4 protein-coding genes and 1 pseudogene are annotated in these 2,677 nt (G+C 57.5%); all 5 read left to right on the plus strand.

All coding sequences use genetic code 11. The features are described 5' to 3' along the window. Positions 1-233: pseudogene (cheR, locus tag AC1DLB_RS27080) on the plus strand (protein-glutamate O-methyltransferase CheR); the annotation flags it as partial. 265 nt (positions 234-498) lie between these two features. Continuing rightward, positions 499-906: a flagellar basal body rod protein FlgB gene (gene flgB / locus AC1DLB_RS27085; protein WP_007937506.1), complete on the plus strand. Its 408-nt coding sequence runs from the start codon at positions 499-501 to the stop codon at positions 904-906. Positions 907-909: 3 nt separating this feature from the next. Then, the gene (flgC, locus tag AC1DLB_RS27090; protein ID WP_007937507.1) at positions 910-1,353 is read left to right on the plus strand and encodes a flagellar basal body rod protein FlgC; all 444 of its coding nucleotides are present in this window, start codon (positions 910-912) and stop codon (positions 1,351-1,353) included. A 16-nt stretch (positions 1,354-1,369) separates the two neighbouring features. Continuing rightward, positions 1,370-2,092 carry a flagellar hook assembly protein FlgD gene (flgD, locus tag AC1DLB_RS27095; RefSeq protein ID WP_064616485.1) on the plus strand — a complete coding sequence of 241 codons (723 nt, stop codon included), beginning with the start codon at positions 1,370-1,372 and terminating at the stop codon, positions 2,090-2,092. A gap of 31 nt (positions 2,093-2,123) precedes the next feature. Further along, positions 2,124-2,677, plus strand: a 554-nt coding sequence (locus tag AC1DLB_RS27100) for a flagellar hook-basal body complex protein (protein WP_477786013.1), incomplete at its 3' end; no start/stop codon positions are given.

The raw sequence follows: 2,677 nt of genomic DNA on the forward strand, positions 1-2,677 counted from the left end.
CGTTCAACTTGCTGGACAGCTACGCAAGCCTGGGCAAGTTTGACATCGTGTTCTGCCGCAACGTGCTGATCTACTTCTCCGCCGAGGTGAAGAAAGACATCCTGTTGCGCATTCACAGCACGCTCAAGCCGGGCGGTTATCTGTTCCTTGGCGCGTCCGAAGCGCTGAACGGTTTGCCGGACCATTACCAGATGGTCCAGTGCAGCCCGGGGATCATTTACCAGGCGAAGTGATTCGTTGACGGCATAAAAAACGGGAGTCCATTAGGACTCCCGTTTTTTTATGCCTGTGACACCACGCTCCCACAGGGGCAAGTAGCGTTCTTTGGATGGTGAGAAGCGGCAGAAAAGCGGCAGGCGGCGGAAATCGGTTGCCGCTTTTCTGGCATTGCCGCCTCGTTACTGCTCGCAAAGCCCCGGTTTACGGGCTTTTTTGAATTGGCACGCCGCTTGCTATGTTCACGTTACGAAAAATCAGGTCACCCGAAGGTTTCCCGACATGAGCATCAGCTTCGATAAAGCGCTCGGTATCCACGAACAAGCCCTGGGCTTCCGCGCTCAGCGTGCTGAAGTCCTGGCCAACAACATCGCCAACGCCGACACCCCGAACTACAAGGCTCGGGATCTGGACTTCTCGAAAGTGCTCGCCGAGCAGAACGAGAAAACCAAAAACGGCAAGTTCGCCTTGAGCATGACCAACAGCCGTCACATCGAAGCTGAAGGCCTGGGCAATGGCGACGAGTCGCTGATGTATCGCACGCCGATGCAACCGTCGATCGACCAGAACACCGTGGATGCCCAACTGGAACAGTCGAACTACGCGGAAAACGCGGTCAACTTCCAGGCCAGCTTCACCCTGCTCAACAGTAAATTCAAAGGGCTGGTGTCAGCCCTGCGCGGAGAGTAATTCATGTCCCTGTCCAGTGTTTTCAACATTGCCGGTAGCGGCATGAGTGCCCAGACCACTCGCTTGAACACCGTTGCCAGTAACATCGCCAACGCCGAGACCGTTTCGTCGAGCATCGACCAGACCTACCGCGCCCGTCACCCGGTGTTCGCCACCATGTTCCAGGGCGGCCAGAGCGGCGGCAGCGATTCGCTGTTCCAGAACCAGGACGCGGCCGGTCAAGGCGTGCAAGTGCTGGGTGTGGTCGAAGACCAGAGCAACCTTGAAGCGCGCTACGAGCCGAATCATCCGGCCGCCGATGCCAAGGGCTACGTCTACTACCCGAACGTCAACGTCGTCGAAGAAATGGCCGACATGATTTCCGCAAGCCGTTCGTTCCAGACCAACGCCGAAATGATGAACACCGCCAAAACCATGATGCAGAAGGTCCTGACCCTCGGTCAGTGATAAGGGGCGACTTTCGATGAGTGTTACCGATACCACCAGCGGCGTAAGCCTCAAGGATGTCCTGGCCAACTCTTCGGTCAAGACCACGACCACCAGTGATGGTCTTTCCGCGGCGACCAGCAGTGCCACCGGCAGCAAGGCATTGGGCAAGGATGCGTTCCTGCAACTGCTGGTCACCCAGCTGAAAAACCAGAACCCGCTCGATCCTCAGGACAACAGCGCGTTCGTAGCCCAGTTGGCGCAGTTCAGTAGTCTGGAAGGCATCACCACGCTGAACGACACCGTCAGCGGCATTGCCAGCAACTACAACTCGTCGCAAGCTCTGCAGGCTTCTTCGCTGGTGGGCCGTTCGGTCATCGCGCAGACCGGCAAAGCCGTGGTCGACACCTCCAAGAACCTCAACGGTACGGTTGTGCTGCCGGCGTCGGCGAACCCGGTTACGCTCAAAATCAGTGACGCCGAAGGCAAGACCATCCGCACCATCGACATGGGCAGCCAGAGCGCTGGCAACGCCAGTTTCATCTGGGACGGCAAAAACGATGCCGGAGCAGTCGCCGCGGCCGGCACGTACTCCTTCTCTGCCAGCGCAACCTACGACGGCAAAGCGACCTCACTGGTTACTTACCTGCCGGCAACCGTCAACAGCGTGACCATCAGCCAGACCGGCGGTGAGCTGATGCTGAACCTGGCAGGCCAGGGCAGCGTTGCCCTGTCCAAAGTGCAAACCATTGGTCTATAGAGCCGACTAACACGGCACAAAGGAGTGGAATATGTCTTTCAATATCGGCCTTAGCGGTCTCTATGCAGCCAACAAACAACTGGACGTGACCGGCAACAACATCGCCAACGTCGCGACCACCGGTTTCAAATCGTCCCGTGCAGAATTCGAAGACGTGTACTCGGCCACTCGCCTGGGTACCGGCAGCAAGACCATCGGTAACGGCGTGCGCCTGGCCAACGTTTCCCAGCAGTTCAGCCAGGGTGATGTGAACAACACCGGCAACGTGCTGGACATGGGCATTCAGGGCAACGGCTTCTTCATCCTCAGCGACAACGGTTCCCTGAGTTACACCCGTGCCGGTGCGTTCAAGACCGACGCTCAAAACTTTGTGGTCGATAACAACGGCAACCGTTTGCAGGGTTATGGCGTCGATTCCAATGGCAAGATCATCAACGGTGTGTTGACTGACTTGAAGATCGACACCTCGAGCCTGAAGCCGAATCCGACTACCAAGGTTGATCAGACGATGAACCTGAACTCGGCGGAAACCACGCCGACCGTGGCCCCGTTCAGCCCGACCGATACCAACAGCTATAACAAGAC

It is taken from the genome of Pseudomonas sp. 05N434 (genome assembly GCF_056396965.1).

What these genes read in the sequence shown, in the direction of transcription:
- flgC (WP_007937507.1), top strand. Translation starts at nt 910, where the DNA reads ATGTCCCTGTCCAGTGTTTTCAACATTGCCGGTAGCGGCATGAGTGCC.
- flgD (WP_064616485.1), top strand. Translation starts at nt 1,370, where the DNA reads ATGAGTGTTACCGATACCACCAGCGGCGTAAGCCTCAAGGATGTCCTG.
- flgB (WP_007937506.1), top strand. Translation starts at nt 499, where the DNA reads ATGAGCATCAGCTTCGATAAAGCGCTCGGTATCCACGAACAAGCCCTG.